The organism is Bradyrhizobium sp. JHI2711, from assembly GCF_056156565.1.
In genome coordinates this window covers 469,660-496,596 of the sequence record NZ_JBPZPT010000003.1, presented here as the reverse complement: position 1 = coordinate 496,596, position 26,937 = coordinate 469,660, and the positions used below count along the sequence as shown (strand labels likewise).

29 protein-coding genes and 1 riboswitch are annotated in these 26,937 nt (G+C 65.2%); of the genes, 13 read left to right on the top strand and 16 right to left on the bottom strand.

Annotation, left to right across the window (positions count from 1 at the left end):
- Nucleotides 1–30 precede the first annotated feature (30 nt).
- Nucleotides 31–2,097 (bottom strand): excinuclease ABC subunit UvrC, encoded by a 2,067-nt coding sequence (gene uvrC / locus ACTEK7_RS24620; protein ID WP_225147364.1) that lies wholly within the window; start codon nucleotides 2,095–2,097, stop codon nucleotides 31–33.
- A 250-nt stretch (nucleotides 2,098–2,347) separates the two neighbouring features.
- Between uvrC and ACTEK7_RS24615 the strand changes: the two genes are divergently transcribed.
- On the top strand, nucleotides 2,348–2,971 hold the full coding sequence (locus ACTEK7_RS24615; RefSeq protein WP_225140472.1) for an outer membrane protein: 624 nt from the start codon (nucleotides 2,348–2,350) through the stop codon (nucleotides 2,969–2,971).
- A 70-nt stretch (nucleotides 2,972–3,041) separates the two neighbouring features.
- Here the strand turns inward: ACTEK7_RS24615 and ACTEK7_RS24610 are convergent, their stop codons facing one another.
- The 4 genes from ACTEK7_RS24610 to ACTEK7_RS24595 form a co-directional block, all read right to left on the bottom strand.
- Nucleotides 3,042–3,257: a cold-shock protein gene (locus ACTEK7_RS24610; protein WP_008544396.1), complete on the bottom strand. Its 216-nt coding sequence runs from the start codon at nucleotides 3,255–3,257 to the stop codon at nucleotides 3,042–3,044.
- 278 nt (nucleotides 3,258–3,535) lie between these two features.
- The gene (locus tag ACTEK7_RS24605) at nucleotides 3,536–4,396 is read right to left on the bottom strand and encodes a 23S rRNA (adenine(2030)-N(6))-methyltransferase RlmJ (RefSeq protein ID WP_036040013.1); all 861 of its coding nucleotides are present in this window, start codon (nucleotides 4,394–4,396) and stop codon (nucleotides 3,536–3,538) included.
- A 123-nt stretch (nucleotides 4,397–4,519) separates the two neighbouring features.
- On the bottom strand, nucleotides 4,520–5,212 hold the full coding sequence (locus ACTEK7_RS24600) for a ribonuclease T2 family protein (RefSeq protein ID WP_036027120.1): 693 nt from the start codon (nucleotides 5,210–5,212) through the stop codon (nucleotides 4,520–4,522).
- Nucleotides 5,213–5,333: 121 nt separating this feature from the next.
- Nucleotides 5,334–5,795: a hypothetical protein gene (locus tag ACTEK7_RS24595; protein ID WP_128264812.1), complete on the bottom strand. Its 462-nt coding sequence runs from the start codon at nucleotides 5,793–5,795 to the stop codon at nucleotides 5,334–5,336.
- Nucleotides 5,796–5,979: 184 nt separating this feature from the next.
- Here ACTEK7_RS24595 and ACTEK7_RS24590 point away from each other — a divergent pair, with 184 nt between their 5' ends.
- Both ACTEK7_RS24590 and ACTEK7_RS24585 read left to right on the top strand, forming a co-directional pair.
- The gene (locus ACTEK7_RS24590) at nucleotides 5,980–6,285 is read left to right on the top strand and encodes a hypothetical protein (protein WP_036009301.1); all 306 of its coding nucleotides are present in this window, start codon (nucleotides 5,980–5,982) and stop codon (nucleotides 6,283–6,285) included.
- Between the two features lie 46 nt (nucleotides 6,286–6,331).
- Nucleotides 6,332–6,862, top strand: coding sequence for a DUF3617 domain-containing protein (locus ACTEK7_RS24585; RefSeq protein ID WP_225147365.1), 531 nt, complete (start codon nucleotides 6,332–6,334; stop codon nucleotides 6,860–6,862).
- A 170-nt stretch (nucleotides 6,863–7,032) separates the two neighbouring features.
- Here the strand turns inward: ACTEK7_RS24585 and ACTEK7_RS24580 are convergent, their stop codons facing one another.
- From ACTEK7_RS24580 to ACTEK7_RS24570, 3 genes are read right to left on the bottom strand one after another with little or no spacing between them, the layout of a single operon-like run.
- Nucleotides 7,033–8,421: an ATP-binding protein gene (locus ACTEK7_RS24580; protein WP_036009312.1), complete on the bottom strand. Its 1,389-nt coding sequence runs from the start codon at nucleotides 8,419–8,421 to the stop codon at nucleotides 7,033–7,035.
- A gap of 20 nt (nucleotides 8,422–8,441) precedes the next feature.
- Nucleotides 8,442–9,173 carry a response regulator gene (locus ACTEK7_RS24575; RefSeq protein ID WP_036009315.1) on the bottom strand — a complete coding sequence of 244 codons (732 nt, stop codon included), beginning with the start codon at nucleotides 9,171–9,173 and terminating at the stop codon, nucleotides 8,442–8,444.
- Nucleotides 9,170–9,712, bottom strand: a complete 543-nt coding sequence (locus ACTEK7_RS24570) for a MarR family winged helix-turn-helix transcriptional regulator (protein WP_050991840.1) — start codon at nucleotides 9,710–9,712, stop codon at nucleotides 9,170–9,172. The genes ACTEK7_RS24575 and ACTEK7_RS24570 overlap by 4 nt, the downstream gene beginning before the upstream one ends.
- Before the next feature lie 337 nt (nucleotides 9,713–10,049).
- Here ACTEK7_RS24570 and ACTEK7_RS24565 point away from each other — a divergent pair, with 337 nt between their 5' ends.
- The 5 genes from ACTEK7_RS24565 to ACTEK7_RS24545 all read left to right on the top strand — a co-directional run bounded on the left by ACTEK7_RS24565 (nucleotide 10,050) and on the right by ACTEK7_RS24545 (nucleotide 14,447).
- The gene (locus ACTEK7_RS24565; RefSeq protein WP_225147366.1) at nucleotides 10,050–11,132 is read left to right on the top strand and encodes a branched-chain amino acid aminotransferase; all 1,083 of its coding nucleotides are present in this window, start codon (nucleotides 10,050–10,052) and stop codon (nucleotides 11,130–11,132) included.
- Between the two features lie 305 nt (nucleotides 11,133–11,437).
- The gene (locus ACTEK7_RS24560; RefSeq protein WP_225147367.1) at nucleotides 11,438–11,962 is read left to right on the top strand and encodes a YegJ family protein; all 525 of its coding nucleotides are present in this window, start codon (nucleotides 11,438–11,440) and stop codon (nucleotides 11,960–11,962) included.
- Between the two features lie 40 nt (nucleotides 11,963–12,002).
- The gene (gene hisS, locus ACTEK7_RS24555) at nucleotides 12,003–13,547 is read left to right on the top strand and encodes a histidine--tRNA ligase (protein ID WP_225147368.1); all 1,545 of its coding nucleotides are present in this window, start codon (nucleotides 12,003–12,005) and stop codon (nucleotides 13,545–13,547) included.
- Between the two features lie 67 nt (nucleotides 13,548–13,614).
- Nucleotides 13,615–13,869: a tautomerase family protein gene (locus ACTEK7_RS24550; protein ID WP_345944115.1), complete on the top strand. Its 255-nt coding sequence runs from the start codon at nucleotides 13,615–13,617 to the stop codon at nucleotides 13,867–13,869.
- Between the two features lie 185 nt (nucleotides 13,870–14,054).
- The gene (locus ACTEK7_RS24545; RefSeq protein ID WP_036009365.1) at nucleotides 14,055–14,447 is read left to right on the top strand and encodes a thioesterase family protein; all 393 of its coding nucleotides are present in this window, start codon (nucleotides 14,055–14,057) and stop codon (nucleotides 14,445–14,447) included.
- Between the two features lie 18 nt (nucleotides 14,448–14,465).
- Here ACTEK7_RS24545 and ACTEK7_RS24540 read toward each other — a convergent pair whose 3' ends face one another.
- The 3 genes from ACTEK7_RS24540 to ACTEK7_RS24530 form a co-directional block, all read right to left on the bottom strand.
- Nucleotides 14,466–15,827, bottom strand: a complete 1,362-nt coding sequence (locus ACTEK7_RS24540; RefSeq protein WP_225147369.1) for an NAD(P)H-dependent oxidoreductase — start codon at nucleotides 15,825–15,827, stop codon at nucleotides 14,466–14,468.
- Between the two features lie 67 nt (nucleotides 15,828–15,894).
- On the bottom strand, nucleotides 15,895–16,719 hold the full coding sequence (proC, locus tag ACTEK7_RS24535; RefSeq protein ID WP_225147370.1) for a pyrroline-5-carboxylate reductase: 825 nt from the start codon (nucleotides 16,717–16,719) through the stop codon (nucleotides 15,895–15,897).
- Nucleotides 16,720–16,922: 203 nt separating this feature from the next.
- Nucleotides 16,923–17,423, bottom strand: a complete 501-nt coding sequence (locus ACTEK7_RS24530) for a type III secretion system chaperone family protein (RefSeq protein WP_036009392.1) — start codon at nucleotides 17,421–17,423, stop codon at nucleotides 16,923–16,925.
- A 541-nt stretch (nucleotides 17,424–17,964) separates the two neighbouring features.
- Nucleotides 17,965–18,123: riboswitch (FMN riboswitch) on the top strand.
- A 77-nt stretch (nucleotides 18,124–18,200) separates the two neighbouring features.
- Here ACTEK7_RS24530 and ACTEK7_RS24525 point away from each other — a divergent pair.
- Nucleotides 18,201–18,758 (top strand): 6,7-dimethyl-8-ribityllumazine synthase, encoded by a 558-nt coding sequence (locus ACTEK7_RS24525; RefSeq protein ID WP_225147371.1) that lies wholly within the window; start codon nucleotides 18,201–18,203, stop codon nucleotides 18,756–18,758.
- 175 nt (nucleotides 18,759–18,933) lie between these two features.
- On the opposite strand, the gene ACTEK7_RS24520 is transcribed toward ACTEK7_RS24525, so the two are convergent.
- From ACTEK7_RS24520 to lgt, 5 genes are all read right to left on the bottom strand, one after another.
- Nucleotides 18,934–19,887 carry a ribose-phosphate pyrophosphokinase gene (locus tag ACTEK7_RS24520; protein ID WP_036009398.1) on the bottom strand — a complete coding sequence of 318 codons (954 nt, stop codon included), beginning with the start codon at nucleotides 19,885–19,887 and terminating at the stop codon, nucleotides 18,934–18,936.
- A 194-nt stretch (nucleotides 19,888–20,081) separates the two neighbouring features.
- Nucleotides 20,082–20,699: a hypothetical protein gene (locus ACTEK7_RS24515; RefSeq protein WP_225147372.1), complete on the bottom strand. Its 618-nt coding sequence runs from the start codon at nucleotides 20,697–20,699 to the stop codon at nucleotides 20,082–20,084.
- Between the two features lie 186 nt (nucleotides 20,700–20,885).
- Nucleotides 20,886–21,653 carry a peptidoglycan editing factor PgeF gene (gene pgeF, locus ACTEK7_RS24510; protein ID WP_225147373.1) on the bottom strand — a complete coding sequence of 256 codons (768 nt, stop codon included), beginning with the start codon at nucleotides 21,651–21,653 and terminating at the stop codon, nucleotides 20,886–20,888.
- A complete protein-coding gene (locus tag ACTEK7_RS24505) occupies nucleotides 21,650–22,768 on the bottom strand; it encodes a class I SAM-dependent methyltransferase (RefSeq protein ID WP_225147374.1) in 1,119 nt (372 codons plus the stop codon). Before ACTEK7_RS24505 ends, pgeF begins: the two co-directional genes overlap by 4 nt.
- Nucleotides 22,769–22,788: 20 nt before the next feature.
- Nucleotides 22,789–23,634: a prolipoprotein diacylglyceryl transferase gene (gene lgt / locus ACTEK7_RS24500; protein ID WP_225147375.1), complete on the bottom strand. Its 846-nt coding sequence runs from the start codon at nucleotides 23,632–23,634 to the stop codon at nucleotides 22,789–22,791.
- Nucleotides 23,635–23,831: 197 nt separating this feature from the next.
- Here lgt and ACTEK7_RS24495 point away from each other — a divergent pair, with 197 nt between their 5' ends.
- The 4 genes from ACTEK7_RS24495 to ychF all read left to right on the top strand — a co-directional run bounded on the left by ACTEK7_RS24495 (nucleotide 23,832) and on the right by ychF (nucleotide 26,936).
- On the top strand, nucleotides 23,832–24,095 hold the full coding sequence (locus ACTEK7_RS24495; protein WP_057027684.1) for an accessory factor UbiK family protein: 264 nt from the start codon (nucleotides 23,832–23,834) through the stop codon (nucleotides 24,093–24,095).
- Between the two features lie 185 nt (nucleotides 24,096–24,280).
- Nucleotides 24,281–24,997, top strand: a complete 717-nt coding sequence (locus ACTEK7_RS24490) for a 50S ribosomal protein L25/general stress protein Ctc (RefSeq protein WP_225115004.1) — start codon at nucleotides 24,281–24,283, stop codon at nucleotides 24,995–24,997.
- Nucleotides 24,998–25,055: 58 nt separating this feature from the next.
- Complete coding sequence (gene pth, locus ACTEK7_RS24485) at nucleotides 25,056–25,667, top strand: aminoacyl-tRNA hydrolase (protein WP_225147376.1); 612 nt, start codon at nucleotides 25,056–25,058, stop codon at nucleotides 25,665–25,667.
- A 171-nt stretch (nucleotides 25,668–25,838) separates the two neighbouring features.
- Entirely contained in the window at nucleotides 25,839–26,936 is a 1,098-nt protein-coding gene (ychF, locus tag ACTEK7_RS24480) for a redox-regulated ATPase YchF (protein WP_036009406.1), read from the top strand.
- The last annotated feature ends 1 nt before the right edge of the window (nucleotide 26,937 follow it).

Genomic DNA, 26,937 nt, shown 5'->3' with positions numbered 1-26,937 from the left:
ACGATCATATGACTGCGGTCCCCCTTTAGTTCATCCCGGTTGGGGATGGAAATACTCGAAAATCCTGCGCGCGCTCTCGGCGCTCACCCCCGGAACCTTGCCGAGATCGGCGATCGAGGCCCGTTCGATCTCCTTCAGGGTTCCGAAATGGTGCAGCAAGGCACGTTTGCGTGACGGGCCGATGCCCGGAATCTCCTGCAAACCAGCCTCGCGGATGTCCTTCTTGCGCAGCTTGCGGTGCGAGCCGATGACGAAGCGGTGGGCTTCGTCACGCAGGCGCTGGATGAAATAGAGCACGGGATCGCGCGGCTCCAGCTTGATCGCCTCGCGCTCCGGCATGAACAGGGTCTCGCGGCCGGCATCCCGGTCCGGTCCCTTGGCGACCGACATCAGCGACACCTGGGTCAGGCCGAGATTGGCGAAGATCTCGCGCACGGCGTTGAGCTGGCCGCGGCCGCCGTCGATGATCACGAGGTCGGGCCATTGCGGGAAATCGTCGTCCTTGGCCTTGTTGCCTTCCTTGGCGGCATCCTCGGGCGGATTGATCAGGCGCTTGAAGCGGCGCTCCAGCACCTCGCGCATCATGGCGAAGTCGTCGCCGGGCGTGATCCCTTCCGACTTGATGTTGAACTTGCGGTACTGGTTCTTCACGAAGCCATCGGGACCGGCGACGATCATGGCACCGACCGCGTTGGTGCCCTGGATGTGGCTGTTGTCGTAGACCTCGATGCGCTTGGGCACGTGCGGCAGGCTCAGCGTCGCGGCCATGGCCTCGAGCAGCCGGCTTTGCGTCGCGGTGTCCGCGAGCTTGCGGCCGAGCGCCTCGCGCGCATTGGTCAGCGCGTGGGTGACCAGCTCCTTCTTCTCGCCGCGCTTGGGCGCGGTGACCTCGACCTTGTGGCCAGCCTTGATCGATAGCGCGTTGGCGAGCAGCTCGCTCTCCTCGATATCGTGCGAGAGCAGGATGTTCCTCGGCGGCGGCTTGTCGTCGTAGAACTGCGCCAGGAAGGACCCCAGCACCTCCTCCGGCGTAAAGCTCTTCTCCGCGCGCGGAAAATAGGCGCGGTTGCCCCAGTTCTGGCCGGTGCGGAAGAAGAACACCTCGACGCAGGAGAAGCCGCCCTCCTGGTGGATGGCGAACACGTCGGCTTCCTCCACCGTGCGCGGATTGATGCCCTGCTGCGACTGGATCGCCGACAGCGCGGCGAGGCGGTCGCGGTACAGTGCGGCGCGCTCGAATTCCAGCTCGTTCGAGGCCTTCTCCATCTCGCCGGCGAGCTCCTGCTTCACCGCATGGCTCTTGCCGGAGAGGAAATCGCTGGCCTCGCGCACCAGCGTCGAATAGCCGCCGAAATCGATCTCCCGGGTGCAGGGTCCGGCGCAGCGGCGGATCTGGTGGAGCAGGCAGGGCCGGGTGCGGCTCTCGAAGAAGGAATCGGTGCAGGAGCGGATCAAGAACGCGCGCTGCAGCGCCGTGATGGTGCGGTTGACCGCGCCGGCGGAGGCAAACGGGCCGAAATAGCGCCCGGGCCGGGTCTGCGCACCGCGATGTTTCAGGATCTGCGGCGCCCAATGGTCGCCGGTGATCAGGATGTAGGGGAACGACTTGTCGTCGCGAAGCTGCACGTTGAAGCGCGGCCGCAGCTGTTTGATCAGGTTGGCTTCCAGCAGCAGCGCCTCGGTCTCGGTCGTGGTCGAGACGATCTCCACCGTGACGGTGGCCGCGATCATGCGCAGGATGCGGGCCGGCAGCGGCGCACTCTGGCGCGCATAACTGGACAGGCGCTTTTTGACGTTCTTGGCCTTGCCGACATAGAGCACGTCGGCGTTCGCATTGAGCATACGATAGACGCCGGGCGAGGTCGGTGCGAGGCGGACCGCGCGCTCGATCGCCTCGTGACCGGTCGCGAGCGGGCCTTCGCCGACGGCGCCGCTCTCTTCCAGGATGTCCGGCAGCAGGGCATCGTCCTCGTCATCGCCCCCTACCGCCGCGGGATCTACGTCCGGCCCGGCCAGCCGCTCGGGCGGCGTGTCGCTCGCAGCCGGCGGCGCCTTGCGCGCGCGGTCGTCCGGATTGTCGGGGGAATCGTGAACCATGGGACGAATTTAGGCGCTGGGGGGACTGATTTGAAGTTCCTGCCATGCGGCACGCACAGAGGATGGCGGGCAGCTCCCGGTAACGCTTCCTTAAGTCTGTTAAGCGGGCGGTAACCCGGCTTAACAGCCCTTTAACTTAAAACTCTCGATAAATCCTACGCGAAAAGCTCTTGGTTCCGTAACCATGCGGTTTTGCTCGCGCGGCGGCGCGGGCATCGCTCGGGTTGCGACAGTGGCGTTGGAGTGAGTGATGAAGAGGCTCGTTGTGGGCGCAGCCGCGTTGGTTGCAGCCGGCTGGACAGCTTCGGCAGAGGCCGCCGATCTCAGTTACGGGCAGCGCGCGCCCTATACCGTCAATCAGCCGCTTAATGCCTATAGCTGGGCGGGTCCCTATCTCGGCGGCAATATCGGCTATGAATGGGGCTCGGTCGACAACAACCCCACCAAGCCGTCCGGCTTCGTCGCCGGTGTGCAGGCCGGCTACAATTTCCAGAACGGCCCGTGGGTGTTCGGCGTCGAGGGCGACATCCAGGCCGCCGGCGCCGACGACACGTTTGCGCCGTGGAAGTTCTCCAACCCGTGGTTCGGCACCCTGCGCGGCCGCGCCGGCTATGCGTTCAACAACGTGCTGTTCTACGGCACCGCCGGTCTCGCCTTCGGCGAGCTGCGCGCACAAACCTTCGGTTGGTCGGAGTCGCACACCAGTGCCGGCTGGACCATCGGCGCCGGTGCGGAAGTCGGCCTCGCGCCGAACTGGAGCGCCAAGCTCGAATATCTCTACATCGATCTGTCGACCAGCCAGTTCGCAATCACAGGCGTGTCAAACGGCTATAGCGCCAACGTTGTCCGCGCAGGCGTGAACTATCGCTTCTGACATCCAAAGAAGAAAATACCGGACCAGCCTCCCGGCCGCTCGCGGCCGGGATTTTTTTTCGCCAGGCTTGCTAGGAGAGGATCACCAGATTGACCGCCTTCGGTCCCTTCCCCTTCTTGTCCGGTTCGACTTCGAAAGTAATACGCTGTCCTTCGGCGAGGTCCTTCAGTCCCGCCCGCTCCACAGCGGTGATGTGAACGAAAACATCGCGACCGCCGTCGTCAGGCTTGATGAAGCCGTAGCCGCGCTCGCCGTTGAAGAACTTGACCGTTCCCGTCATGGCCATCGGGAAACTCCCCCTCATTGCTCCTCCGTCGCGACGCAGACTCACGTCGCGACATGACCGGGCCTTACGGAGCCCGGGAGCTGGCCATCCTTGGACGGACCTGATCGGTCCGGCGGGATCTTTCTTAGGGCCTTCACTCCGCCGCAACCATTCGCGGAAGCGGAACGTAAAGCCAGTCACGGAAATAGCATAATACGGTTCTTTGCAGATTGACTACCGGTCCTGCATATTTTTCCCAAGAATGCCGGAGTGTTACGGCTTGGCGTCAATGCTTGGCGCTAAGGCTTGGGCACCTCCAGCCGGAATCTGGCAGCACCGCCCTGGCCGAGCGGTATTTCCAGCTCCGGCAGAATGGTCTTGAGCTCGCCGTGCAGCGTGTAGGGCGGGTTGACGATCAGGAGACCGGTGGAGGTGAGGGCGGCGCTGTCGGCTTGCGGCGCGACGCTGAATTCGAGGCGCAGGCATTTTCCAGGCGGCTTTGCTGCAGCTGCGAGCCGCGCCACGGTTTGCGCCAGCGTGTCGGTGGCGCGCCGGTTCTTGGCGGGATACCAGATTACGTAGATACCGGTCGGCCATTTCGCGAACGCTGCCGAGAAGGCTTCGCCGAGCCGCTCGAACTCGTCCTTGGCCTCGAAGGGCGGATCGATCAGCACGAGGCCACGCCGCTCCTTCGGCGGCACGAAGGCCGGCAGCGCCACCCAGCCGTCGAGGTCGACCACGCGGGCCTGCTCGTCGCGGCGCAGCGCATCGATCAGCGCTTTCCGTGCCTTCGGCTCGAGCTCGCAGGCGACGAGCCGGTCCTGCGGCCTGAGCAGGCCGCGCGCGATCAACGGCGAGCCCGGATAGGCCTTGAGCTCCCCCTTTGGGTTGAAGGCGCGGACGATGTCGAGATAAGGCTTCGTCAGCGCTGCGCTCTCGTTCGACAGGCGCGCCTGCAGCAGCCGCGCGATGCCGGTCAGCCATTCGCCGCCGCGGCGCGCCTCGTCGCTGTCGAGATCGTAGAGGCCGGCGCCGGCATGGGTGTCGATGACGCGGAACGCTGCCGGCTTGTCCTGCAGATAAGTGAGGATGCGCGCCAGCACGATGTGCTTGATGACATCGGCGAAGCTGCCGGCGTGGAAGGCGTGGCGGTAGTTCATGGCGGAGAGGACTACGTTGTCTGGCGCGATCCTAACCCCTGTCATTGCGAGCGCAGCGAAGCAATCCAGAAATGCGTCCGCGGAGGCACTCTGGATTGCTTCGCTGCGCTCGCAATGACTGAGCTACCCGCCCCTGATCGGCGGCATCGTCACCTGGTCGCGGCGGCAGGCGCGGCGCTCGATCTCGTCGCAGGCGCGGAATTGCAGGTCCTTGCTGAGGCAGATGCGGACCTCGGACAGCCGTGTCCGGTTGCAGGTGACCGAGACGGCGGCATTGCTGAGACCCGGATTGGCCTTGACGAAGGCCTCCTCGACCTCCGCCGGCGCGACGGTCTTGGCCTGCGCCAGATCGAGATATTCGGGCGGGATCTTGATCGCAGCGCGCGCCTTGCGGATCATCTCGAAATAGCCGCGGCCCTCCAGCCCGGAGCAGGTGCCGTGCTTGTCCCATTCGTTGAAGATCAGGCCCGGCGCCGGCATCAAATCGAGCATCGAGGAGACGATGTTGCGGTTCAGCCGCGGCGCCGGGCGCTGGCAATACTCGGGGAAGCCGTTTTCATATTGCGGCCACAGCCCATGCACCACGAAGGCGTAGGGCCGTCCGCCGCATTGCATCTGGGACCGGCCGCCCCGTTCGGCCGCTTCCTCGCAGAACGAGGGCGACCACGACAGCGCCAGCACATAGAAATCGAACTCGCCCGGGGCGTTCTGCCGCTTGTCCTGTGCCTTCGCACCGCCGGCGAGGCTAGCCAACCCCGCAGCAAGAGTGAGCGAGATCATCAAACGGGACAACGAACGCAATCTGAAGTGAAACATGGCGACGCCCCTCAACTAGACTGTGCACACACAGCCTAGCAGGCGATGGGAACATTTCAAGAACAAAATTGGGGCGGCAGTCGTCGGCTGGCTGATCAGCCCGAATCCGCCGCTGTTGGGATCAGGGCTTCGCGGCGCGGCAGGCCGGATTGTAGGCCCAGTTGCGGTCGACGCCGACGACGCACCATTCGACACCGTTGCCGTAGGAGGCAAAGCCGCCATCCTCGATGATCGAGAAATGCACCTTGCGCGCCTTGCCGTCATTGAGCATGGCCTCGCCGGTGCAATAGCGCCGCGGAATGTTGTCGGACTGCCAGGGCCGGAACGCGGTCTCGCGAACGGCGGAGAAACCGGTGATCTGCAACGAAGAATTCCAGAACGTGTATTCCTTTTCGGCGAACTCGTGCACGATCCTCGGCAGAGCCCAGTCGCAAGGGGCGACGGCACCGTCATAGCGCGGCCCGCTCAGCCAGAAATTCAGCTCCAGCGGATTGGCGGCCCTGGCCTCGCCGAGCGACAGCGCTCCCAACATGAGGCCGAGCACGGCGGCAAAGCGGAGCGATTTCAGGGAGGGGGCGCGCATGGTCAATCCGGACAGCTAAGGTCTTGCGAAGGCTGGACGGTGCCGCGAAGGTTGGGGCGGGTCAAGTGCAGCGCGGCAACACTTCGCCAGGACTTGACCAGGATGTCGCGGCCAACAGGGGTTCGGTTCTTTTCACGTCCGTCCCGGCACCGTAGACTGGCGCCAGCCAATTGGAGTGACGGGAATGCGAATCATTGCGGCCGCGGGCCTTCTTGCCAGCCTGATAGTCTCGGGCATGGCGAGCCAGTCGGCGCGCGCCGACATCTTTTCTCTGGTGCCGCCGTTCAAGGGCAACGACACCGGCGGCATCATCGCCTATTCGATGGCGACCCAGGTCGATGCGCGTCAGGTCGCCGTCGATCACTGCGCCCGCTACGGCAAGGTCGCGAAATTCCTGGGCGTGCAGGCCTATGAGGGCGGCTACATCTCGTTCTCCTGCCGCTGGGTGCCCTATGGCGCCGCCGACCGGCCGATCCGCACGCTGTACTGAGGCGCTGTCGTAGGCGCCGCACCTCTCTCAGCCGGGAGCTTCCCTCATGACGCGCAAACTCGCTTTGCTCGGCTCGACGCTTTGCCTCGCATTGTCGGCAGGCAGCGCCGGCGCCGACGAACTGCCGCTGCGCAAGGCCGGTCTTTGGGAGATGAAGCTGGTCACATCGGGCTCGCCCATGCCCGAGATGACCATGCAGCACTGCACCGACGAGACCGTCGACAAGGAGATGAGCAACAACGTCTCCCCGATGGCCAAGCAGATCTGCGCCAAGCAGGAGATCAAGAAGACCGCGACCGGCTATGTCAGCGATTCCGAGTGCAGCGTCGCCGGTGTCAGCACGACCTCGCATGCCGAGATCACCGGAGACTTCAACTCGGCCTACACGGTGAAGACGACCTCACACGCCAAAGGCGGCGTTGCCGGTGCGGCGGGGCGCGATAGCACGACGACGCTGCAAGCCAAGTGGCTCGGGGCCTGCAAGCCGGATCAGAAGCCCGGCGACATCGTCATGCCCGGCGGTTTCAAGATGAACACGCGCGACATGGACAAGCTGAAGGCGCTGCTGCCGAAGTAGGTGTGCTCTTTCCCTCTCCCCTTGTGGGAGAGGGTGGATCGCCGCAAAGCGGCGAGACGGGTGAGGGGTTTCTCTCCGCGAATTCAATGAGACTTGGACGCGCGGAGAGATACCCCTCATCCGGCGCTTCGCGCCACCTTCTCCCGCAAGGGGAGAAGGGAAGACCGCACCTACACCGGTATCCGCACGCTTGCCCTCAATCCTCCCATCGGGCTGTCACCGAGCGTGATGTCGCCGCCATGCGAGCGGGCGATGTCGCGGGCGATCGCGAGGCCAAGGCCGGTGCCGCCTTCATCCTGGTTGCGGGCGTTGTCCAGCCGCAGGAACGGCTTGAACACCTCTTCGCGCAAGTGGGCGGGAATGCCCGGGCCGTCGTCATCGACGGTGACGGTCAAATAACGGTGATCGCGTTGGCCGGTGATGGCGATGTTCTTGCCGTAGCGCGCTGCGTTGGTGACGAGGTTGGCGAGGCAGCGCTTGAACGAAGCCGGCTTCACCGTCACCACGGGCAGGCCGTTGAAGGCGACGGTCGCGGTATGGCCGTGACGCTCGGCATCGCTGCGCAGCTCCTCGAGCGCCTGCGCCATGTCGGTCGGCTGCGACTGCTCGCCGGAATCGCCGCGGGCGAACGCAAGGTAATCCTCCAGCATCATCGACATTTCGTCGACGTCCTTGCGCATGCCTTCGAGCTCGGGGCTGTCGCCGATCAGTGCCAGCTCGAGCTTGAAGCGGGTCAGGATGGTGCGCAGATCGTGGCTGACGCCGGCGAGCATCGCGGTGCGCTGCTCCATCGTGCGTTCGATGCGCGACTTCATCTCCAGGAAGGCGACCGCCGCGCGCCGCACCTCGCGCGCGCCGCGGGGGCGGAAATTCGGGGCCTCGCGGCCCTTGCCGAAACTCTCGGCGGCGTCGGCGAGGCGCAGGATCGGCTTGATCTGGTTGCGCAGGAACAGCACCGCGACGATCAAGAGGATCGAGGACGTGCCGACCATCCAGAACAGGAAGATCTCCGAGTTCGAGGCATAGGCGGCGCTGCGCTGCGCGAACACGCGCATCACGGCGTCGTCGAGCTGGATGCGGATCTCGACCAGGTTGGAGCGGCCGACCGTGTCGATCCAGAACGAGCGGCCGATCTGGCGGCCGAGCTGCACCGACAGCGTCTGGTCGAGCAGCGAGAAGAACGGTTTTGGTCCCGGCGGCGGCATGTCGCCGGCAGGCAGGAAATCGACCACGAGGCCGAGTCGCTGCTGCGCGATGCGGCGGATCTCGGTGCGGTCCTTGTCCTGCGGATAGCCCTTGTAGACGTCGATCAGCGCGGCGATGTCCTGCACCACCGCGGCCGACAGGCGGCGCGTCACCGTGTTCCAGTGCCGCTCCATGAACACGAAAGCGACGACCGATTGCAGCACCACCATCGGTACGATCATGATGAGGAGCGCGCGGGCGTAGAGGCCGGTCGGCATCCAGCCCTTGAACGCGTTGCCCATCCAGCCGTTCGCGGCGGAGACGCGGCCGGCGGCGCTCTTCAGAAGCGTCAGGCCGGTATCGATCGTGCTCATCTGGCGCGCTTCACTGCGGTTCAGGGCGAGGCCACCAGGCGGTAGCCGATGCCGCGCACCGCCTGCAGGAACAGCGGATTGGCGGGATCGGTCTCGATCTTGCGCCGGAGGCGGTTGATCTGCACGTCGACGGCGCGCTCGTTGACGCTGCCATTGCCGGTTAGTGCGCTGCGCGGCACGGTCTCGCCCGGCGTCTCCGCGAGAATCCGCAGCATCTCGCGCTCGCGGTCGGTGAGGTGGATGACCTCCTCGCCCTGGCGCAATTCGCCGCGTTCGAGATGGTAGACATAGGGGCCGAAGGCGATCTTCTCGATCGTCGTGGCCTGCGGCGGCGGCGCGGCGCGCTTGAGGATGTTGTTGATGCGCAGCGCCAGCTCGCGCGGTTCGAACGGTTTTGCGACGTAATCGTCGGCGCCGATCTGCAGGCCCTCGATGCGGGCTTCCGCCTCGTGGCGCGCCGTCAGCATCACGATCGGCACCGACGACGAGGTGCGGATGAAGCGGGCGAGGTCGAAGCCGGTCTCGCCGGGCATCATGACGTCGAGGATCAGGAGATCGAAATGCAGGCCCATCAGCTTCGAGCGCGCATCACCGGCGCTCGCCGCGGTGGTGACGCGGTAGCCTTCACTTGCAAGAAAGCGCGAGAGCAGGTCGCGGATGCGGCGGTCGTCGTCGACCAGCAAGAGATGCGGGGCATCGTCGGCCGGTTGCACCGGCGGGCGGGCGAGCGTGGCAGCGAGCGGCACGGTCACTCCTTGGCGTCTTGTTTGACGGCAGCGAAGATCGTCTCCAGCACCTTGTCGGGATCGTCGCGGTCGATCATCGCGCGCAGGAAGCGCTTGACCGTCTCGGCGTCCTGCGGACCCATCTCCGCGAGCGCCCTGGTGATCCGCGTGGTCTGCAGCCCGGCGAGCTTCTGCACCAGCGCCTCGCCCTTCGGCGTCGCGTAGAGCAGGCGCTGGCGACGATCGTTGTCGCCGGTCTTCTGCACGATATAACCCTCGTCCAGGAGCTGCTTCAGCACCCGGCCGAGCGACTGTTTGGTGATGCGCAGGACGTCGAGCAGGTCGGCGACCTTGAGCCCGGGATAGCGGTAGACGAAATGCATGACCCGGTGATGGGCCCGGCCGAAGCCGAACGCCTCCAGCTCCTGGTCGGGATCGCCGACGAAATCGCGATAGGCGAAGAACAGCAGCTCGATGATATCCCAGCGCAAATTGCCTCCATCGCCTGCGGCCGGCCGGGGCGCGGCAGCGTCTTGAGAAGGAGTCGCGAAATTTATGTCAGGCATATTGACGTATCTTGGGTTCAATGTTACAAAACGATCGACCCGCACGAAATTTTAGATCGTTTCGCGCCGGGTGGCATCGGAGCAGGACGGCCGGAGAGAGCCGGACAGGCGGCGACGGCCGAAGCAGATCTACCGTGCGATTGTCGAGCGGCATTTCGGCAAAACATACTGGACTTCCGCCTTCCGCAAAAGCATGTCCTCGATGACATGCTGGCTGCGGAAACCGGCCGTAACATGGCTGGCGGCGGTCCGGCCAGAAACCAATCAAGCCAGCCGGGCCCGAGCGGGCAGGCGGGCGCGAGAAACAGCGCCGCCACCGGCAGCGGGAGGCAAGGACATGAGCATGACATTCGACATCCAGCCCGCATCCAATCCGACGCCCGAGAAGGACCGCGTCGCCAAGCTGGTGGATCCCGGCTTCGGGCGGATCTTCACCGATCACATGGCAATCGTCCGCTACAACCAGGCCAAGGGCGGCTGGTACGAGGCGAAAATCGAGGCGCGCGCCAACTTCCAGCTCGATCCCGCCGGCGCGGTCCTGCACTACGCCCAGGAGATCTTCGAAGGCCTGAAGGCCTACAAGCGCGACGATGGCGGGGTGAACCTGTTCCGTCCCGACGCCAATGCGCGCCGCTTCAAGGACTCGGCCGATCGCATGGCGATGGCGCAGCTGCCCGAAGACGTCTTCATCGAGGCGGTCGAGCAGATCGTGCGCATCGACCGCGCCTGGATGCCGGGCGGCGAAGGCAGCCTTTACCTGCGGCCGTTCATGATCGCGAGCGAGACCTTCCTCGGCGTCAAGCCGTCGTCCGAATACATCTTTGCGGTGATCGCCTCGCCGGTCGGCTCCTACTTCAAGGGCGGGCCCGCGCCGGTCTCGATCTGGGTGTCGGAGAACTACACGCGCGCCGCGATCGGCGGCACCGGCGCGGTCAAATGCGGCGGCAATTACGCCGCGAGCCTGCGCGCCCAGGCCGAAGCGATCCAGCACGGCTGCGACCAGGTCGTCTTCCTCGACGCGGTCGAGCGCCGCTACATCGAGGAGCTCGGCGGCATGAACGTGTTCTTCGTGTTCGAGGACGGCTCGCTGTCGACGCCGCCGCTCGGCACGATCCTGCCCGGCATCACCCGCGACTCCATCATCACGCTCGCCCGCGACGCCGGCAAGACGGTGCGCGAAGAACCCTATACGCTCGAGCAGTGGCGCAAGGACGCGGCCTCAGGCAGGCTGAAGGAAGCCTTCGCCTGCGGCACCGCCGCGGTGATCTCGCCGATCGGCAAGGTGCGCTCGGTCAGCGGCGATTTCGACATCTCGGGCGGGGCCGCCGGCCCCGTCGCCATGGGCCTGCGCAAGCAGCTCGTCGACATCCAGTACGGCCGCACCAACGATCCCCACAACTGGATCCGCAAGGTGTTTTGATCACCCTCCCCTGGAGGGGTCCGGGACGAGCGTAGCTCGCCGGTGGGTCGATCGCGCGCAGCGCGAGCGGGGTGGGGTGATCTCTCAACACGGGCAGTGTTCGATGTGGAGAGACCCTCACCCCACCCCGTCTCTCATCTTCGCTACGCTCAGATGCGAGCCGACCACGGGCGAGCTACGCTCGTCCCGGGCCCCCTCCAGGGGAGGGTAAAAAGCGCAACGTTTGTGGCTTATTGCGCACTGAACGTGCTGCTGCCGACGTGCGACAAAGCCAGGACACAACAAGCGTCCCGGACATCGCGATCATGGCAACAAAGCTCTCCCAACCCATGAAATGGGTCGTTCTCGCCGCCATCACCGGCTTTTGCGTTTTCGGCATCCTGACCGTCGGCCCGACGCACGAGGTTGCTGCGCAAGACCGCTCGCCGATCGTCGATGTGCGCACCGGCGATCCCGAGATGAACACCGCGATCGCTCGCGCCCGCGGCTCGCTGCCGACCTTCTGGGCCTCTTATGAATCGCCCAAGCCGTCGGAGGCCGGTCACGCTTTGAAGGTGCGCTTTACGACCCGCAAGGGCGGCGAGCACATCTGGATCGGTGAGGTGAAGAAGCAGCCCGACGGGAGCTTGACCGGTGTCTTCGCCAACGAGCCGCGCGATCTGCCGGGCAAGCGGGCTGGCGATAAGGTCAAGTTCGAGGAGGCCGACATCTCAGACTGGATGTTCATGCGCAACGGCAAGATCGTCGGCGGCGAAACCATCAAGCCGACGCTGAAGTCGCTGCCGAAGGCCGACGCGGACGCGCTCCGGGCGCGAATGGAGCAGCCGTAGGGCAGTTGCCGCCTTGCGCCCCGGCTGGTAAACGCCGCGCATGGCCGAGAAACCCAAAAAACCCCAGAAACTGAAGGCGCGCCTGCCGCGCGGGCTCGAGGATCGCGACCCTGCCGCGATCCGGGCGACGCGCGAGATGGTCGAGAAGATCCGCGCCGTCTACGAGCTCTACGGTTTCGAGCCGGTGGAGACGCCGGCGATGGAATATACCGACGCGCTCGGCAAATTCCTGCCGGACCAAGATCGTCCGAACGAGGGCGTGTTCTCGTTCCAGGACGACGACGAGCAATGGATCAGCTTGCGCTACGATCTCACTGCGCCGCTGGCCCGCTACGTCGGTGAGCGCTACGGCACCGACGGTCTGGTGCTGCCCTATCGCAGCTACCGCGTTGGCTACGTCTTCCGCAACGAGAAGCCCGGCCCCGGCCGCTTCCGCCAGTTCATGCAGTTCGATGCCGACACGGTCGGCTCGGCGACGCCGGCGGCGGACGCCGAGATCTGCATGATGGCGGCGGACACGATGGAGGCGCTCGGCATCGCGCGCGGCCAGTATGTGGTGAAGGTGAACAACCGCAAGGTGCTGGACGGCGTGATGGAAATCATTGGTCTCGGCGGAGACGAGAATTCCGGCCGACGCCTCACCGTTCTAAGAGCTATTGATAAGGCCGACAAGTTCGAGTGGGCTGAGATAGAAAAGCTGCTTGGTCCTGGAAGAAAAGATCCGAGCGGTGACTTTACCAGAGGCGCTGGGTTGGACTCTGACCAGATCGAGGCCATTCGTCAGAGCTTGCAATTCCGGTTCAAGTTCGAACAACTTCCCGACGGCGCATGGCACAACCAGTTAATCGGCGAACTGCCCCAGCGCTACTCTGCCATGGAAGGCAAAGGTCTTCTTGGAACTGGACTCGATGAGTTAGGCGAGATTGCAAAGCTCGTTATTGCAGCAGGCTATGGTGCCGATCGCATCAAGATCGATCCGTCCGTCGTGCGCGGCCTCGAATATTACACCGGCCCCGTCTACGAGGTCGAACTGCTGCTCGACACCAAGGACGAGAAGGGCCGCCCGGTGCGCTTTGGCTCGGTCGGCGGCGGCGGGCGTTATGACGGCCTCGTCTCGCGCTTCCGCGGCGAGCCGGTGCCCGCAACCGGATTCTCGATCGGCGTGTCGCGGCTGCAGGCCGCGCTGACGCTGCTCGGCAAGCTCGACACGCGGCCCGAATTCGGCCCGGTCGTCGTCACCGTGTTCGACCGCGACCGCGTGGCCGACTACCAGAAGATGGTCGCGAGCTTGCGTACCGCGGGCATCCGCGCCGAGCTCTATCTGGGCAACCCGAAGAACATGGGCAACCAGCTCAAATATGCCGATCGCCGCAACTCACCTTGCGTCATCATCCAGGGCTCGGATGAAAAGGCGCGCGGCGAAGTGCAGGTCAAGGACCTGATCGAGGGCGCCAAGGCGGCCGCTGCGATCGCCTCCAACCAGGAATGGCGCGAGACCCGGCCGGCGCAGTTCTCGTGCAGCGAAGCCGATCTCGTCGCAAAAGTGCGCGAGGTCCTGGGCCGCCATGACGTGAAGTGGGGCTAGCTATTCGCAGGCCGCGTCATGCCCGGGCTTGTCCCGGGCATCCACGTCTTGTTTGATAGAAGAGAACGTGGATGGCCGGGACAAGCCCTGCCATGACGACAGCAGCAGGGAGAGAACAATGCCTGAGATCACCATCAGCATGGCCGAAGGCCGTACCGACGAGCAGAAGGCCGGCATGATGCGCGACATCACCCAGGCGCTGGTGAAGAATCTCGGCGTCGATGCCGATGCCGTCGTCATCCAGATCAACGAAGCCCCGCTCCGTCACAAGATGAAGGGCGGCAAGACCTTCGTGGAGCGTGCGGCGGCGGCGAAGAAGTAGCGGTCGACGGTTCTGCATTCACCGCTGTCGTCCCCGCGAAGGCGGGGATCCATAACCACAGGGAGTGGTATTGGGCCAGCTGGTAACTCCGAGCCTTCGCCAAACTTGATCCTGTGGTTATGGGTCCCGGATCGGCGCGCGCTTAAGGCGCGCTTGTCCGGGACGACACTGAGTGTGAGGGGTCCATGGACGCACGCGACTTCATCACAACAGGCATGAGCGCCGAGCGCACGCTGGTGGTCCCGGTGGAGCGCACCGTCGGGCATTTCGTGTCAGGCATGCCTTTTGTCTACGCGACGCCGATGATGATCCTGGAGATGGAGATGGCATCGGGTGATGCGATCCGCTCAGCGCTTCAGCCGGGCTGGGTCACTGTCGGTACCGAGGTCGACATCCGCCATCTTGCCGCCGCGCTCGTCGGTGCGACCGTGCGGACCACTGCAAAGGTGGTCGCGGTCGAGCGCCGCGTCATTCGCTTCGAGGTTGAGGCATTCGAGGGCCCGCGCAAGCTCGGCGAAGGCCGCCACGCCCGCGGGCTCGTCAATGTCGAGATGTTCAACAAGCGGCTCGGGGCTTAACGCGGCTGTGGATTTCGCCTAATCCACCTTCCGCGCTTTTGGAGACGAATACGACGTTTCCTGCTCCCTGCGGAGACGCACGGCAGACAGCCTCTCGTCAATCGCCACATCCGCCCAGGTGATGCAGGTGTCTTTGGCTACCGCCTTGGTCAATCGCACATTGTGCGCAAGCCCGAGTGGCAGATAGCGCTTTTCAAGGGAGATGCTGGCGGGCGTCAGTTTGCCGAAGACGGTGTAGCCGCCTTCTCCGTCGAGCATGTCTCCCTCGCGCAAGTCCTTCTTGGCTGTGGCAGCAACATCGGCGTTGAACGTCGTGGCGACGCCTGTCGCCTCATTGCGCAGAGCGATCGAGGCAACTGAAATTCCAAGCTCCAGCCCTATGAGATGCCACTTCTTGTAGGAGCTCATGTAACGACCGCTCGGATCGGTGACGACGCTGTATTCCTGGAAACAGTGGCGGATGTAATCGCTGTCGCCTTCGAAACAGACCCACACGCCCTTGCGGATGTCGTTGGGGATGGGTCTGCCTTCGGCCGTCAGGCAGGATACGACCTCGACCTGGCCCTTGGATTCCAGGATGCCGCCCTCCGAACGGGGGCGCATCAGCGTGGGGATGTCGTCGACCGATCCCGGTGGGAATGCAAGGCCATGCGAGGGCGCCTCCAGGCCGGTTGCGTTCGCGATCGCGGCAGATTCAATCGCAGGCTTGGAGCCGTCGAGGAACGCGTTGAACATTTTTGGATTCATGCCCCCGCGCGCAGCTTGCTCTGCAGACAATCCCCAGTGGTCCCAGACCGTTTCGGGCGTCGATTCCCGGTAATGCGGCAGCCATTTGTGGCCGCGGCCCGCTGCCACGACGGGAAAACCGCAGGCCCTCGCCCAATCTACGAGGTCGCAAGCGAGAGCCGGCTGATCGCCATAGGCCAGGCTGTAGATCACGCCGGCCTGCCTGGCTCTCTGCGCGAGGATCGGTCCGCAGAAGGCGTCGGCTTCGACGGTCACGTTGATGACGGCCTTGCCTGCAGAAAAGGCGCCGAGGCAGTGCTCGACCGCCGCGACAGGATTGCCGGTGCACTCTGCGATCACCTCGATGCCTTCGCACTTCACAAGCGCTTCCCAGTCGTCGGTCAGGAAGGTCGTGCCGTACTTGAGAGCATCCCCGAGTGAGGTCGCGGCGAACTGCTCCGGGCGCCACCCCACCCGGTACAGGTTTTCGCGGGCACGCGATGGGGACAGGTCAGCAATTCCAACGAGATGGACGCCCGGCGTACGCAGGACTTGATGGAGATACATTGCGCCGAACTTGCCCGCCCCGATCAGTCCGATTTTGATGGGGCGCCGCTCGGCCTGTCGTTCGAGAAGTTTCGCGTAGAGGTTCACGATTGCTCTCCGTATCGGCAACGACCGGGATCGCCGCGCATTCGGCCGCCGAAGCGCTCTGATCCGTCTACTTCGCCAATTCCTTCGACCGCTGCGTGGCCGCGGCGATGGCGCGGACCATGAGATCGCGCAGGCCCGGCTCGCCCATCAGCACACTGAGCGCGGCGGCCGTGGTGCCGCCGGGCGAGGTGACGTTCTGGCGCAGGGCGCTGGACGGCAGCTCCGACTGGTGCAGCAGCTCGCCGGAGCCGGCGACGGTCTCGCGGGCGAGCTTGGTCGCCAGCGCCTCCGGCAATCCCGCTTCGACGCCGGCGCGGGCGAGCTCTTCGGCGAGCAGGAACACATAGGCCGGGCCCGAGCCGGACACGGCGGTGACCGCATCCATCAAGCCTTCGTCCTCGACCCATTCGACCGCGCCGGTGGCGCGCAGCAGCGCATCCGCCACCGCGCGCTGCGCGGCGCTGACGTTGTTCGCGGCAACAGCGACGGTGATGCCGCGGCCGATCGCGGCCGGCGTGTTCGGCATCGCGCGCACCACGGCGCCGCCACAGACCTCTTGGAGCGAGGCGATCGTGGTGCCCGCCATGATCGAGACCACCGACGTCTGGTCCGAGACGAACGACTTCAGCTTGGCGCCGGCCTCGCGGAACATCTGCGGCTTCACCGCCACGACCAGCGTCTCGACGGCGCCGGCGGCGCTTACATCAGGATTGAGCACGACGCCCTTGGCGGCCAGCGCGGAGATCTCGGGCGCAATGTGCGGCTCGATCACCGCGACGCGGCGCGGATCGAGCCCGCCCGAAAGCCATCCGGTCAGCATCGCGCCGCCCATCTTGCCGGCGCCGGCGAGCAGGATGGTGCCGGTGACGTTTTGGAGGGTGCTGTTCGCCATCGGTGTCGCCAAATAGTCGGTGTCGTCCCCGCCAAGGCGGGGACCCATAACCACAGGCCGTTCTAATGGACGGAGGGCAGAGCAACAAGCGTTGTGCCACAAGCGAAATCACGCGGTCTGGATCCCGGATCTGCCCGCGCTTTGGGCGCGCTTGTCCGGGATGACGTGGGGAGGGAGCTGCCGCCCTCGCGCCTTGGGAGGCCCTACGCCTCGCCCACCGTATCGAACATTGCCGCGTCCATCGCCTCCGCCGTGCTCTTGCCGGCCCACACCACGAACTGGAACGCGGGGAAGTAGCGCTCGCAGGCATGAATGGCGCCGGCAAGCATGACCTCGCATTGCGCCGGCGAGGCGGTGAGGCCGCCCGGCAGCACCAGGGCCTGGCGGTGCATCACCATGCCGGTGGTGGTCCACAGGTCGAAATGGCCGACCCACAGCTGTTCGTTCACGGCGGCAACGAGCCGCTGCACCTCGCCGCGGCGCGCGGGCGGAATCTTCATGTCGAAGGCGCAGGCCAGATGCAGCGCCTCGATCTCGCCCATCCAGGTGAAGGAGAGCTGGTAGTCGGTCCATTGTCCCTTGGAGACAATCGTGAGCTCGTCCTCGCCGGAGCGTTCGAACGGCCAGTTGTTGCTGGCGGCGATGTCCTCGACCACCGCGAGCGGATGGTTTCTGGAATCGATAGTGCCTTCGAGCAGGGACATGCCGTCTCGACCTCTTGCCTTCTTGTTGTCTTTGATACGCACGCGGTTGGGCCCGGCGCGCACTCCCTAAACGTCGCTGCGGCGTCCCTCGGATCAGCCTTTGCAATCCCCTCGGAGTCGCTGTTGCGATCCCTCGGATCAGCGCAGGCCTGTCGCGGATCAAGTGATGTGATTTGCGGAATCTGCGCAACGGGGTCGCGAGTCCGTCCACAAGCCAGGACTCGTTCGTCCACAGCTCATCTCCGCCACAATTCTTAACGGACGAGAACAAACCGGAATCGGATTCGGCAAAAAAGCTCGCCGCAAATTCCGTGAGGCGAGGGCCGGACCGCCGTGCGGGCATGGGACCATGCGCTTGGCCCATGCGGAACATGCTTGCCGCGACTGCCCGGCGGCGGCATATTTCCTGATAGGCCGTTCATCCCGGACGGCTGCGCGTATTCCGCAAAAGTGGGTACCGGTTTTGCGACCAGAATACGCGCAATCTTAAATCTGAGCATTTTTCTTCGACAAACCGGTTCCCACTTTGTCGGAAAAATGCTCGCGTTCTCAGGGCGGGGTGAAAGTCCCCACCGGCGGTAAGGGCCGAACGGCCCAAGCCCGCGAGCGCCTTCCGCGAGGGCTATCCCGAACGGAAGGGTCAGCAGATTCGGTGCAACTCCGAAGCCGACGGTTAAAGTCCGGATGAAAGAGAACGGTCGCTGGCAGACGCATCGCAAGGTGCGGCTGTTTGTCGTTCCGTGTGCCCTGATTCTGGTCCTTAAACCGAGGAAAGCCATGAATCAGATGCTGCAAGACCCCCAAAACGAAACGTCCCAAACGCCGCCGCCGGTTCCCGTGGATTCGGCCCCTGCGCATCCGCGTTTCGCGAAGCCGCAGCGGGTGGCCTTCGTGCAGGCCTGCTGGCACCGCGACGTGGTCGCGGAAGCCCGCATCGCCTTCATGAAGGAGGCGGAAGCCCGCCACCTCACCCATGTCGACGTGTTCGAGGTGCCGGGCTCGTTCGAGATCCCGCTGCACGCGCAGGTCCTCGCCAAGACGCGGCGCTACACCGCGATCGTCGCGGCCGGTCTCGTCGTCGACGGCGGCATCTACCGCCACGAATTCGTCGCCGACACCGTGATCAAGGCGCTGATGGACGTGCAGCTGCGCACGGAGGTGCCGGTGTTCTCGGCCGTGCTGACGCCGCAGCAATTCCACGAGACCGAGGTGCACTACGATTTCTTCCGCAAGCACTTTGCGATCAAGGGCGTCGAGGTCGCGACCGCCTGCGCGGAGACGTTGCACGGCCTGGAGCGCCTGCGCGGCCAGGTCGCAGCGGGGATCGTGGGGTAGTAAGGGCCGGAAGGACCGTGCACTCCCTCGCCCCGCTTGCGGGGAGAGGGTGGGGTGAGGGGGAGTCTCCGCGGGGACGGTGAGAGTTGGACTCGCGGAGAGCCCCCCTCACCCGGATTGCATCTGCGATGCAATCCGGCCTCTCCCCGCACGCGGGGAGAGGCGAAGAAGAAAATCAATCGAACAGGCTCGACACCGATTCTTCCGCCGCCGTGCGCGCGATCGCATCCGAGATCAGGCTGGCGATCGGCAGGGTGCGGATGTTCGGCGCCTTGGTCACCGCGTCGGTCGGCAGGATCGAATCGGTGATCACCAGCTCCTTCAGCCTGGAGCCGGCGATGCGCGCCGCCGCGCCGCCGGAGAGCACGCCGTGGGTGATGTAGGCGTAGACGTCCTTGGCGCCCTTGGCGAGCAGCGCATCGGCCGCGTTCACCAGCGTGCCGCCGGAATCGACGATGTCGTCGACGAGGATGCAGGTGTGGCCGGAGACGTCGCCGATCACGTTCATGACCTCGGATTCACCCGGGCGCTCGCGGCGCTTGTCGACGATCGCGAGCGGGGTGTTGATGCGCTTGGCGAGGCCGCGCGCGCGGGCGACGCCGCCGACGTCGGGCGAGACCACCATCGTCTTGGTCAGGTCGAACTTGTCCTTGATGTCGCGCACCATCAGCGGCGCGGCGAACAGGTTGTCGGTCGGGATGTCGAAGAAGCCCTGGATCTGGCCGGCATGCAGGTCGAGCGTCATGACGCGGTCGACGCCGGCCTGCGTGATCATGTTGGCGACGAGCTTGGCCGAGATCGGCGTGCGCGAGCCTGATTTACGGTCCTGCCTGGCGTAGCCGAAATAGGGCAGCACTGCGGTGATGCGGCGCGCCGAGGAGCGGCGCAGCGCGTCGGTGATGATGAGCAATTCCATCAGATGGTCGTTGGCGGGGAACGAGGTCGACTGGATGACGAAGGCATCCGAGCCGCGGACGTTCTCCTGGATCTCGACGAAGATCTCCATGTCGGCGAAGCGCCGCACCACCGCCTTGGTCAGCGGCAGGTCGAGCCCTTGCGCGATCGCCTGGGCGAGGGCCGGATTGGAGTTGCCGGCGACGAGCTTGATGGAGCCGTTTTTGGCCGACATGGACGCTTCCTCCCGCGCTTTGCTGGATACGACCTTCAACATCTGAGAATACCCGCTGGCAGCACGGTTACGACGGGCGAGGAAATATCAGGCGGAAGGCCGCGATGGCAACCCGGGATGCTACGTTTTCCCTTCGAAAATCCTGAGTCGGGCCAACGGCTTGGCCGCAAGTTGAGGCCGTGGTTTAGCGGGGGTTATTGCTCGGCATAGCCGAGCGCTGATGCCGGCATGTCCGGCGCGGGAGCGTCCTTGACGACGCTGGCCACCGCCGGTCCGCGCAATGCCGGAGCCGCGCCGGGTGCATCCGGCGTTCCGTTGATCATGTTGGAAAGTCCGCTGAATCCGGCCTGGGCGATCTTCCGCAGCACGAGGTCGTCGGCAGCCAACCACGCGTCGCGCCCGCCCTTGGCCGAGGTCGGTTCCTCGCCGGAGAGACGCAGCGCGCGCTGCTGGTTGGCGTCGTAGACGTCCCAGACCCAGGCGATCACGGTCTTGCCGCGCACCACCTGGGCGGAGAGGTAGCTGCGCACGCGATAGGCAGCCGTACCTTCGCGGGAGACCACGGACAGGCTGCGCAGCTTGGATTCGCTGTCGAGCACGCCGACCATGCGGTCGAACACTTGCGGCGGTGGCCCGTCGATCGATTCGAAGGCGATAGTGGCCCCGCTGCCGGCGCTCGGCGCCATCGCATAGGAATTGGCGGCAGTGCCGCCGCCGCCGGCGCAGCCGCCCAGCGCGGCCGCCGCCGCCAGCAGCATGACCGCCAGCACGCGCGAACCCGCGCGGCGGAAGATGAATGACGCGTCCCTCATTATGGAGGGCAGCGATATCGTTAAAATCGATTAAGGTCTAGGGCAGGCGCGACACATCCGCACTGTCATTCCGCGGCGATGCGCAAGCATCGAACCCGGAATCCATTTCGCCGCGTGAATTGCCGCACGATGGATTCCGGGTTCTCGCTTCGCGAGCCCCGGAATGACACGGGGTTGCCCCTGTGTTCACCCTTCCAGCGCGATCGCGTGAACGTGGCGGCCGTAATCCGGCTCCTTGCGATGGACCGAACGGCGATAGCTGAAGAAGCGCTCGTCGGCGTAAGTATCGAGACCGAGATCGTCGATCATCAGGATGCCGGCGGCCTCCAGCCGCTTGCGGATGAAGCCGGCGAGATCGAACATCGCGTGGCCCTCGCGCACCGAGGGGATGAAGAACACAGCGTTCTCGGCATCCTGTTCGATGAAGCGCGCCACGAACTCGTTGCCGACCTCGTAGCTGTCCTGGCGGATCAAGGGGCCGATCGCGGCGATGATGCCGCCGCGCGTGGCGCCGAGCTGCTCCATCGCCGCGATGGTGGCTTCCAGCACGCCCGTCAATGCGCCCTTCCACCCCGCATGCGCGCCGCCGATCACGCGCGCTTGGGGATCGACGAATAGCACCGGCCCGCAATCGGCGGTGGAGACGCCGAGCGCGATGCCTGGCGTCTTCGTCACCAGCGCATCGCCTTTGGGCCGCGGTCCGTTCGGCCACGATGCCTCGGCAACGAGCACGTCGGGCGAATGGATCTGGTGCAGGCTGAGGAAGCGCTCGGGCGCGACGCCGACATGTTCGGCCATGCGGCGGCGGTTCTCCGCGACCAGGGCCTGATCGTCGTGGGAGCCGAGCCCGCCGTTCAGCGCGGAATAGATGCCGCCGGAGACGCCGCCCTCGCGGGTGAAGAAAGCATGGCGCAGGCCGGGCACGGCCGACAGCAGCGACGAAGCTATCGTCATGAGGCCTCTCCTGCCTGTTCGAGATCGCTGAGGCCGGCAAGGCTTGCCAGCCGCGGCTCGGAGATGCCGAGCACCTTGAACATCGAGCCCATGCCGCCACGCCCGGTATCGGTCAGGCGCCTGAGCGCCACCGAAATGTCGGTGGCGACGTCGGGCGCTGCTTTCTGCATCAAGGCGGCGGCGCGGGTGTCGATGCCGATCCGCTTGAGGAAGTCGCCTTGCGTGACCGGCCCATGCACGCGCGCGCCGACATCCTCGGCCGCGCGCGCCAGCGCCTGGAAATCGACATGGGCGGTGACGTCGGCCTGGCCCGGCGCCTTCAAGGGATCGGCGAAGGTGTGGCGCGCAATCGCCTGGAACGTGTCGCCGGCGTCGCTGCGGAGGTGGCCGTAATCGATGATGAGCGCCGCGCCGTCCTGGTCGCGCACGCGCGTGGCAAGCTTCATGATCTCGCCGTCGGGGCGCCACTCGAACACGGCGCCGATGGGGGCGGCGCGCACCAGGGGCGGCAGCAGCACGTCGAAGCGAGGCGTCGGCTCCGGCGCCGCGCCGAACTGAAGCTTGCCGTTGGGATCGATCTCGATCACGCGCTCGTGCCAGCCGTTCTCGAGCCGGACCATCTGGTGGATCGGCAGCACGTCGAAATATTCATTGGCGAGGATGATGCTGGGGCCCTCCGGCACCTCGTCGATGCTGTCGTGCCAGGCGATGTTGCGCACGTTGGCGAGCGTCGCGCTCTGCCGGTCCCGCAACACGGGATTGACCTCGACCATGTGGATGTGGAGCGCCTGGTAGAGCGGGGGCAGCACGCGGAGCGCGCGCAGCGCATCCGCCATCATGGTGCCGCGGCCGGGGCCGAGCTCGATCAGCCGAAGGAACTGCGGCGAGCCCATCTGCTTCCAGACCGAGGCGGTCCACAACCCCAACAGCTCGCCGAACATCTGGCTGACTTCGGGCGCCGTGGTGAAGTCGCCCTCGCGCCCGAGCGGATCGCGCGAGACGTAATAGCCGTAGCGCGGATGCATCAGGCACAGTTCCATGTACCGCCAGACCGGCATGGGCCCGGAAGATTTGATCAGCGCCTTGATCTCGTTGAGCAGCGGCTGGTCGGTCACGGCGATCTTCTCGAAATGAATTAACGAATGGCCTGGACGGGCGTCGGCGCACCGCGCCTCACTGCCAATACAATAAGAATGAGGCCGACGATAAGCATCGGGATCGACAGCAGCATGCCCATGGTTAATCCGCCCCAGAGGAAACCGAGCTGCGCGTCCGGCTCGCGGAAATGCTCGCCGGCGATGCGGGCCAGACCATAGGCCAGGATGAAGGCGCCGAGGATCATGCCGGGGCGCTTCAAGGCACCGAACCGGATCATGATCGCGAGCACCGTGAACAGCAGGATGCCCTCCATGCCGGCTTGGTAGAGCTGGCTCGGATGCCGCGGCAGTTGCGTCGGATCGTTGGGGAAGATGATCGCCCAGGGCAGGTTCGGGTCGGTGGCGCGGCCCCACAATTCGCCGTTGATGAAATTGGCGATGCGTCCGAGCAACAGCCCGACCGGGGCGACCGCGGTGGTGATGTCGCCGAGCGACAGGATCGAGATGCCATTGCGCCAGGCGAACCACATCACCGCGACGACGCAGCCGAGGAAGCCGCCGTGGAACGACATCCCGCCCTCCCACAACTTAAAGATCGCGGCGGGATGATCGATGAAGAAGGGCAGGTTGTAGAACAGCACGTAGCCGGCGCGGCCGCCCACGATGATGCCGAGCGTGACCCACAGGATGAAGTCGTCGATCTGAAGCAGCGAGATCGGCGCGGGTCCGCCCCACAGGCGTTCGCTCTTCAGCAGCGCGCGGGCATAAAGCCAGCCGAACACGATGCCGCAGATATAGGCCAAGGCATACCATTTGATCGCGAACGGACCGATCTCGAGCGCGATCGGGCTGAAGGCGGGGAAGTCGATGAGCAGAAACGGCATCGCGCCTTCTGTGTCCAAGCGGGATCGCGGCGGTCGGCGCCGGCAGACGCCCCGTGATTCCTCTTATGCAGGGACGTTGAATACGATTGCAAGGAAACCGGCGCATGACAAGGATACCGCCGCTTCGCCCTTGAACCGGCCCCCTCGGATTGCCATTGTCATTCTGCGTGTTCGCGCAAAGTTTATCGGAGGCCACAATGACCCAGACCAACAACCGGTTTTTCGACGAGATCGGCCGCCTGATGAACGACGCCGCCGGTGCTGCCCAGGGCGTCAAGCGCGAGTTCGATTCCGTGATGCGCAGCCAGGCCGAGAAATTCCTGCGCGACATGGACCTCGTCAAGCGCGAGGAGTTCGAGGCGGTCAAGGACATGGCGCGCCTGGCGCGTGAGGAGAACGAAGCCCTGAAGGCGCGGCTCGCAGCGCTGGAGGCAAAGCTCGGGGGGACCCCGACGTCGTAAAGCGCGGTCTCTCTGACCAACCCCCTCCAAGGGAGGGTGCCAGCCTATTCTCCTTGTCATTTCCGCAGCTTCCGGGTAAAAGCCCGCCACGTCCGCGGCCCCCGCACCCCTGGAGGCTTGCTGTGGACCATGCCATGGGCCGCCTTGCGGCCCATTAACTTTTGCAAAAACAAGGACTTAACGACATGGCGACGACCGTCAAGGAATTGAAGGCGACCGCACGTCCGAAGAGCGGCAAGGGGGCCGCCCGGGCTGAGCGTCGCGCCGGGCGAGTGCCCGGAGTGATCTACGGCAACAACCAGCCCCCGCTGACGATCTCGATCGAGGATCGTGAACTGCGCCAGCGCATCCTTGCCGGCCGGTTCCTGACCACGCTGGTCGACATCGACCTCGAGGGCAAGAAGCACCGCGTCATTCCGCGCGACTATCACCTCGACCCGGTCAAGGACTTCCCGATCCATGTCGACTTCATGCGGCTGGGCGAAGGCGCCACCATCCGCATCAGCGTTCCCCTGCACGTGGTGAAGGCGGAAACCTCCCCGGGCGTGAAGCGCGGCGGTACCGTCAACATCGTCGCCCACGCGATCGAGCTCGAATGCGGCGTCGAGAGCATCCCGCAATATATCGAGGCCGATGTCGGCGCGCTCGAGATCGGTCACTCCCTGCATCTGGCCGACGTCAAGCTGCCGGCCGGCGTCAAGGCGCTGACCCGCGAGGACGCGACCCTTGTCACCATCGTGCCGCCGTCCGGTTACGCCGAAGAGCAGAAGGCCGCTGCTGCGGCTGCCGCTGCTGGTGCGGCCCCGGGCGCTGCGGCTGCTCCGGCCGCTGGTGCTGCGGCTCCGGCTGCTGCTCCTGCCGCTGCTGCCAAGGCTCCCGCCGGCGGCGACAAGAAGAAGTAATCTCTCGAAGCTGGCGCGCGGTCCTTGACCGCGCGCCGAGCGGGGGGCGCGCCGCGTCATGCGACTCTTTGTTGGGCTCGGCAATCCCGGCGCGAAATACGCACGTAACCGGCACAATATCGGCTTCATGGCCGTCGACGAGATCGCGCGGCGTCATGGTTTTGCGCCGTGGCGCCGCCGCTTTCAGGGCGAGACCTCGGAAGGTGCGCTCGGACCCGAGCGCGTGATCCTGCTCAAGCCCACGACCTACATGAACGAGTCCGGACGCAGCGTTCAGGAAGCGGCGAGCTTCTTCAAGATCGCCGCGGGCGACACCACCGTGTTCCACGACGAGCTCGAGCTGCCGCCAGGCAAGGTGCGGGTGAAGATCGGCGGCGGCATTGCCGGCCACAACGGCCTGCGCTCGATCTCGGCGCATATCGGCAACGATTATCGCCGCGTGCGCCTCGGCATCGGTCATCCCGGCGTCAAGGAGCTGGTGCACGGCCATGTGCTGTCGGACTTCGCCAAGGCCGACAACGAATGGGTGACGACGCTCTGCGACGCGGTGGCCGAGCACGCCGCACTGCTTGCCAAGGGCACGGACGCAACCTTCGCCAACAGGGTGCATCTGGCCATGCAGGCGAAGGGGTTTTTGACCAAGGACGAGAACGGAGAGAAATCGAGCTGATCTCTCTCCGTCATGGCCGGGCAAAAGCGCGAAGCGCGTCTTTGCGCTAGATGCCCGGCCATCCACGTCTTTCTTTCTCCGCGGAGCGAAGGACGTGGATGCCCGGCACGAGGCCGGGCATGACGACTTCAACGCACGCACGCGCCCGCGGCGCGAAGACTGGAAGAGACCATGGGATTCAAATGCGGGATCGTCGGATTGCCCAATGTCGGCAAGTCGACCTTGTTCAATGCGCTGACCGAGACGGCCGCGGCGCAGGCCGCGAACTATCCGTTCTGCACCATCGAGCCGAATGTCGGCGAGGTCGCCGTGCCCGATCCCAGGCTCGACAAGCTCGCGGCCATCGCCAAGTCGGGCCAGATCATCCCGACCCGGCTGACCTTCGTCGACATCGCCGGCCTCGTGCGCGGCGCCTCCAAGGGCGAAGGCCTCGGCAACCAGTTCCTCGCCAATATCCGCGAGGTCGACGCCATCGCGCATGTGGTGCGCTGCTTTGAAGATTCCGACATCACCCATGTCGAAGGCAAGATCGCCCCGCTCGCGGACATCGAGACCATCGAGACCGAGCTGATGCTCGCCGACCTAGACAGCCTCGAGAAGCGCGTCGACAATCTCACCAAGAAGGCCAAGGGCAACGACAAGGACGCCAAGGAGCAGCTCGATCTCGTCAACCGCACCCTGGTGCTGTTGCGCGAAGGCAAGCCCGCGCGCCTCGTCGAGCGCAAGGCGGAGGAGGAGCGGGCCTTCTCGATGCTCGGCCTGCTGTCGTCCAAGCCCGTGCTCTATGTCTGCAACGTCGAGGAAGGCTCGGCCGCCACCGGCAACGCCTTCTCCAAGGCGGTCGAGGAGCAGGCGGCGAAGGAGGGCGCAGTTGCCGTCGTCATCTCCGCCAAGATCGAATCCGAGATCGCGACCATCTCGCGTGACGAGCGCGCGGACTTCCTGGAGACCTTGGGCCTCGAAGAAGCCGGCCTCGATCGCCTGATCCGCGCCGGCTACACCCTGCTCGACCTCATCACCTACTTCACCGTGGGCCCGAAGGAAGCGCGCGCCTGGACCATCTATCGCGGCACCAAGGCGCCGGCGGCGGCCGGCGTGATCCACACCGATTTCGAGAAGGGTTTTATCCGCGCCGAGACCATCGCGTATGACGATTACGTCGCGCTCGGCGGCGAAGCCGGTGCCCGCGATGCCGGCAAGCTCCGCCTCGAAGGCAAGGACTACGTCGTCGCCGACGGCGACGTGATGCATTTCAGGTTCAATACGTAGG